General features: G+C 62.3%; 4 protein-coding genes. All 4 read right to left on the bottom strand.

Going from position 1 to position 4,897, the window contains the following annotated elements:
- Positions 1-8 precede the first annotated feature (8 nt).
- Positions 9-974, bottom strand: a complete 966-nt coding sequence (locus EN906_RS23080) for an ABC transporter permease (protein ID WP_023812479.1) — start codon at positions 972-974, stop codon at positions 9-11.
- Positions 971-2,524, bottom strand: a complete 1,554-nt coding sequence (locus EN906_RS23075; protein ID WP_127269847.1) for a sugar ABC transporter ATP-binding protein — start codon at positions 2,522-2,524, stop codon at positions 971-973. The genes EN906_RS23080 and EN906_RS23075 overlap by 4 nt, the downstream gene beginning before the upstream one ends.
- 155 nt (positions 2,525-2,679) lie before the next feature.
- Entirely contained in the window at positions 2,680-3,672 is a 993-nt protein-coding gene (locus EN906_RS23070; RefSeq protein ID WP_127272465.1) for an ABC transporter substrate-binding protein, read from the bottom strand.
- A gap of 300 nt (positions 3,673-3,972) precedes the next feature.
- Positions 3,973-4,897 (bottom strand): aldo/keto reductase (locus tag EN906_RS23065; RefSeq protein WP_164777298.1); only part of this gene is annotated, 925 nt, incomplete at its 5' end.

Raw genomic sequence — 4,897 nt, 5'->3', positions numbered from 1 at the left:
CGGGATCGCTACTTGCCGCGGCGGCGCAGGCCGTCGAAGTAGACGATGATGATGATCAGCGCGCCGGTGATGATGCGCTGCCAGAACGAATTGACGTTGAGCAGGTTGGCGCCGTTGTTGATGGTGGCCAGGATGAAGGCGCCGAGCAGCGGCCCATGCACCGAGCCGACGGCGCCGAACAGCGAGGTGCCGCCGATGACCGAAGACGCGATCGCCTGCAGTTCCCAGCCCTCGGCCTGCGTCGGGTTGCCGATGCCGATGCGGGCGGCCAGCAGCACGCCGACAAAGGCGGCGCACAGGCCCGACAGCGTGTAGGCCATGTAGATGGTGCGCTGGACATTGACGCCGGACAGACGCGAAGCCTCGGCGTTGGAGCCGACCGAAAACAGGTATCGGCCCCAGCGGCTGTGGTGCAGGAAGATATAGGCCGGAATGCCGACCAGGATCACCATCCAGAACAGGTTGGGGATGCCGATGAAGGAATTGCGCGAGAAGGCGGTGAAGGTGTCGCTGTTGATGTTGATCGAATTGCCGTTGGTCATCAAAAGGCCGATGCCGCGCAGCGAGGTCAGCGTTGCCAGCGTGATGATGAAGGGTGGCAGGCCCATCTTGACGATGCCGAAGCCGTGGAACATGCCGATGGCGACGCCGACCAGCAGCGTCACCAGAATGGCGAGCCAGATGGGGAAGCCGGCATTGATCATCATGGCCACGACCACCGTGGCGAAACCGACCACGGCGCCGACCGACAGGTCGATGCCGCCGGTGATGATGACGAAGGTCTGGCCGACCGCCATGATGGCGATCATCGAGCCCTGGCGCAAGAGATTGGCCATGTTGTTGGCGGAGGCGAAGCTCGTCGTCGCCACGGAGAGAAGAATCCAGAGCAGAACCAGCAGCGCCAAAAGCGTCAGCCCAAACAGGACGTTGTAGTTGCGCTTCGGTTTTTCGACGGCGATCGCCTCGGTGCTCATATCTGTCCTCCCAGCTTTTCTTGTTTCTCGGCGAGCGCCTGAGTGAGAATATCCTCGTGGCTGGCGGCGTGAAAACCGTGCGTCGCCACCAGTTTGCCGCGCCGGAACACATGCAGCGTGTCGGCGAGTTCATAGACTTCCGGCAGATAGGACGAGATCAGGATGATGCCGGCGCCCTTTGACAAAAGTGCGCTGAACAGGCGGTAGATCTCGGCCTTGGTGCCGACATCGACGCCGACCGTCGGTTCGTCGAAGATGAACAGCTTGGCGCCGTGCGCCAGCCATTTGCCGATGACGATCTTCTGCTGGTTGCCGCCCGACAGGCTGGATGCCAGCGCGCCGCGCGTCGGTGTCTTGATGCGCAGATCGGCGATCTGGCGATCGGCTTGCGTCTTCTCCTGCGTGCTCGAAATCAGCAGATTGTTCGAGATACGCTTGTAGATCGGCAGGTTCAGGTTGAAGCCGACTGGCAGATTGAGGCAGAGGCCCTGGTCGCGGCGGCTTTCCGGCGCCAGCGCCATGCCGAGCTTGATCGCGTCATGTTCGGAGTTGACCTGAACTTCCTTGCCTTCCCACAGAATCTGGCCGGCCGATTTGCGATGGCGGCCGTAGAGCGTGGTGACGAACTCGCTCCGTCCGGCGCCGATCAGGCCATAGAGACCGACGATCTCGCCGGCGCGAACCGTCATCGAGACATTTTCGAAGCCCTTGCCGGACAGGCTCCTCGCCTCGAGGATCGCGGCGCCCGGCGTGAAATGCTCCTTGTGATAAACCTGCTCGATCGAGCGGTTGATCATCATTTTGACCAGCTCGGCATCGTTGGTCTCGGCGATGTTGCGGGTGCCGACCAGCGTGCCGTCGCGCAGCACGGAAACACGGTCGGCGAGTTCGAACACCTCCTCCATGCGATGGCTGATGTAGATGATCGTCACGCCTTCGCCCTTCAGCCGGCGGATCAGGGTGAAGAGCTGGTCGGCCTCCTTGCGGGTGAGGTAGGCGGTCGGCTCGTCGAAGATCAGGAATTTGGTGCCGCGCACGGTGGCGCGTGCGGCAGCAATCAGCTGCTGTTGGCCGATAGTGAGGTCGCCCAGCGTGACATGCGCCGGCAGGTCGAAGCCGAGATCGTCGATGATGGTCTGCGCTTGCCTGACCATGGCACGCTGCTGCAGGATGCCGAAGCGCGAATTCTCCTCGCCGAGGAACATGTTGGCGGCGACCGTCAGGTGGCGGCACAGCACGACTTCCTGGTGCACGGCATTGATGCCGAGCGCCATCGCCTCATGCGGCGTCGCCAGGGCAGCCGGCTGGCCCTCCCAGGCGATCTCTCCGGAGGTGCGCGGCATGACGCCGGTCAGAAGCTTGATGAGCGTGGATTTGCCGGCGCCGTTCTCGCCGACGATGGCGTGGATCTCACCGGACTTGAAGGCGAGGTCGACCGGCTTCAGCGCGTGGGTGCCGGGATAGCGCTTCTCCAGCCCGCGCAATTCGAGGATGGTCCGCCCCGGTTCCAGCACAGGGGCCGGATGCAGTTCCTGCGCCGTCGATGTCATGACAATCCTCCCAGATTGGCCTCACGATTGGCACGCGGCGAGACAAGGATATGTCTCGAAAACAGCCTAGCCTACGCTTATGGATTGCCAAGCCGTTTGTGCGGCAGCTTGTCTCCGGGGCGAGGTGCCCCGGAGACCATTGCGGATGCGACGGCTCAGAGCTTCGGATTGAGCAGCGCGTCGATCTTGGGGTCTTTCATGTTGTCCTTGGTCACCAGATTGGCGCCGGTGTCGACATTGGCTTCGACCTTCTCGCCCTTGGAAGCGGCGAGTGCGGTCTTGATGCCGTCATAGCCCATCCGGTACGGATCCTGGACGACGAGGGCGGAAATGACGCCGTCGTTGAGGAACTTGATCAGCTTCTCGTCGCTGTCGAAACCGACCAGCGCCAGCTTGCCGCCAAGGCTGTTTTCCGCGACAGCCTGACCGACGCCCTGCGCCATGATCAGGTTGGAAGCGAAGATGCCCTTGAGGTTCGGGTTGGCGGTGATCAGGTCGGTGGCGATGTTGAGGCCGGTGGTGGCCTGGCCGTCGGCATATTTATCGGCGACCAGCTTGAGGCCCGGATATTTGGCGGCCAGCTGTTCGGTGAAGCCCTGCTTGCGCTGTTCGAGCGAGCCGGCGCCCGGCGCGTTGGTGATCAGGGCGACGTCGCCCTCGATCTTGCCGCCGTTGGCGGCGCCGATGGCGGCTGCGAGGCCGTCGGCAGCGACGCGGCCGCCCTGGACGTTGTCGGTGGTCAGGAACGAGGTGAAGGCCTTGGAGTCGGCGCCGGAGTCGATGCCGATGACCTTGACCTTGGCAGCGGCTTCATCGATCGGCTTGCCAAGCGCCTTGAACTCGGTCGGCGCAATGACGATCGCCGCCGGGTTGCTGGCAACGGCGTTCTCGAGGATCGAGACCTGGCCGTTGACGTCGGTTTCAGCCTGGGCACCGAGTTCCGGCACGTTGACGCCGAGATCCTTGCCGGCCTTGCGGGCGCCGGCCAGAACGATCTGCCAGTAGAACGACGTGGTGTCCTTGACGATGATCGGAATGGTGACGTCCGCCGCCGAAACCGGCGCCGAATGCATGACGCCGGCGAGCATCGAAGCTGCTGCCAGCGCCATGACGGCGCGGCGGTTGAGAATGCTGGTCACGAATTTCATGAGGTTTCCTCCCTAAGTCGCCCGGTGAACGATACGGAAGCTCCGTCCGGATAGGCGTGATCCAAAACAGAACTTTATCAATAAAAAACAATTGCCATGTTTTGATAATGCATCGAACAGATCGATGCAAGCGCTGTTTGATCAGTCCTTGCGAGGCCTGGCAGAGGCAAATCCACCGCGCTGCTCCCCATTGGCGCCGTCGCACTTCCGTTCCGTTCCGGGAACGTATGGAATATTAATTCCATCATTTCGTCAATATAGAATGTCCATTCCTTCGTGTGACCGCAAGAATATGGAGTTTCACACCAGCTCCTGCACCAGCGTGTGGGGACGATATCTGGCGTATTCCGTCTCCGGCACGTCGATGTCGAGCAGTTGGAGGTTGCGCGTCAGGTTCGCCAGCTTGGCGGTGCCGGTCAGCACGGTGGCGACGGCAGGTTCATGCAAGGGGAATTGGAACGCTGCGGCGGCGAGCGGATAGCCACCCTCGGCGGCGATCCTTTCCATTGCGCCGACGCGGTCGAGCACGTCATGGCTGGCAGGGCGGTAGTCGAAATGTGCGCCTTGCACCGGCCCGGTCGCCAGGATACCGGAGTTGAACACGCCGCCAATGACCAAGGAGGTCTGCCGCGCCCGGCATAGGGGCAGCAACTCCGCTTCGGCGCTGCGGTCGAGCAAGGAATAGCGGCTGGCGAGCAGGATGCAGTCGAGCGGCGCCTCGCGCATCACGTCCAGACAGATCTGCACTTCGTTGACGCCAAGCCCATAGGCGGAAATGACGCCGGACCGTTTCAGCTCTTCAAGTGCCTTGAGGCCGCCGTCCATCAGGTCGCGAAAGTGCAGCTTGGTCTTCTCGACACCATGGGTGTAGGCGCCGATGTCGTGGACAAACAGGATGTCTATCCTGTTTAGGCCAAGCCGCGCATAGCTGAATTCGACCGACCGCATGATGCCGTCATAGGAATAGTCGTAGTCGAGCGCGAAGGGCAGCGGATCGACATAGGAGTGATCGGGAACCTGATCGTCCGGCACCGGGCGGAACAGCCGGCCGACCTTGGTCGACAGCACATAGGAATCGCGCGGCTTGTAGCGCAGGAAGTCGCCGAAGCGGCGCTCCGACAGTCCGAAACCGTAGAAGGGTGCGGTGTCGAAATAGCGCAGGCCGGCATCCCAGGCGCCCTGCAGCGTCTCCATCGCCGCTTCGCGCGAACAGGCGCGGTAAAGG

The organism is Mesorhizobium sp. M7A.F.Ca.CA.004.06.1.1, from assembly GCF_003999135.1.
In the GTDB taxonomy this organism is placed as follows: domain Bacteria; phylum Pseudomonadota; class Alphaproteobacteria; order Rhizobiales; family Rhizobiaceae; genus Mesorhizobium.
Note: the sequence above shows the minus strand (reverse complement) of the source record. Positions and strands in the feature narration are given on the sequence as shown.

Excerpts from the sequence above, each read along its gene's own strand:
- EN906_RS23070 (WP_127272465.1), bottom strand. The coding sequence starts at position 3,672 with ATGAAATTCGTGACCAGCATTCTCAACCGCCGCGCCGTCATGGCGCTG.
- EN906_RS23080 (WP_023812479.1), bottom strand. The coding sequence starts at position 974 with ATGAGCACCGAGGCGATCGCCGTCGAAAAACCGAAGCGCAACTACAAC.
- EN906_RS23075 (WP_127269847.1), bottom strand. The coding sequence starts at position 2,524 with ATGACATCGACGGCGCAGGAACTGCATCCGGCCCCTGTGCTGGAACCG.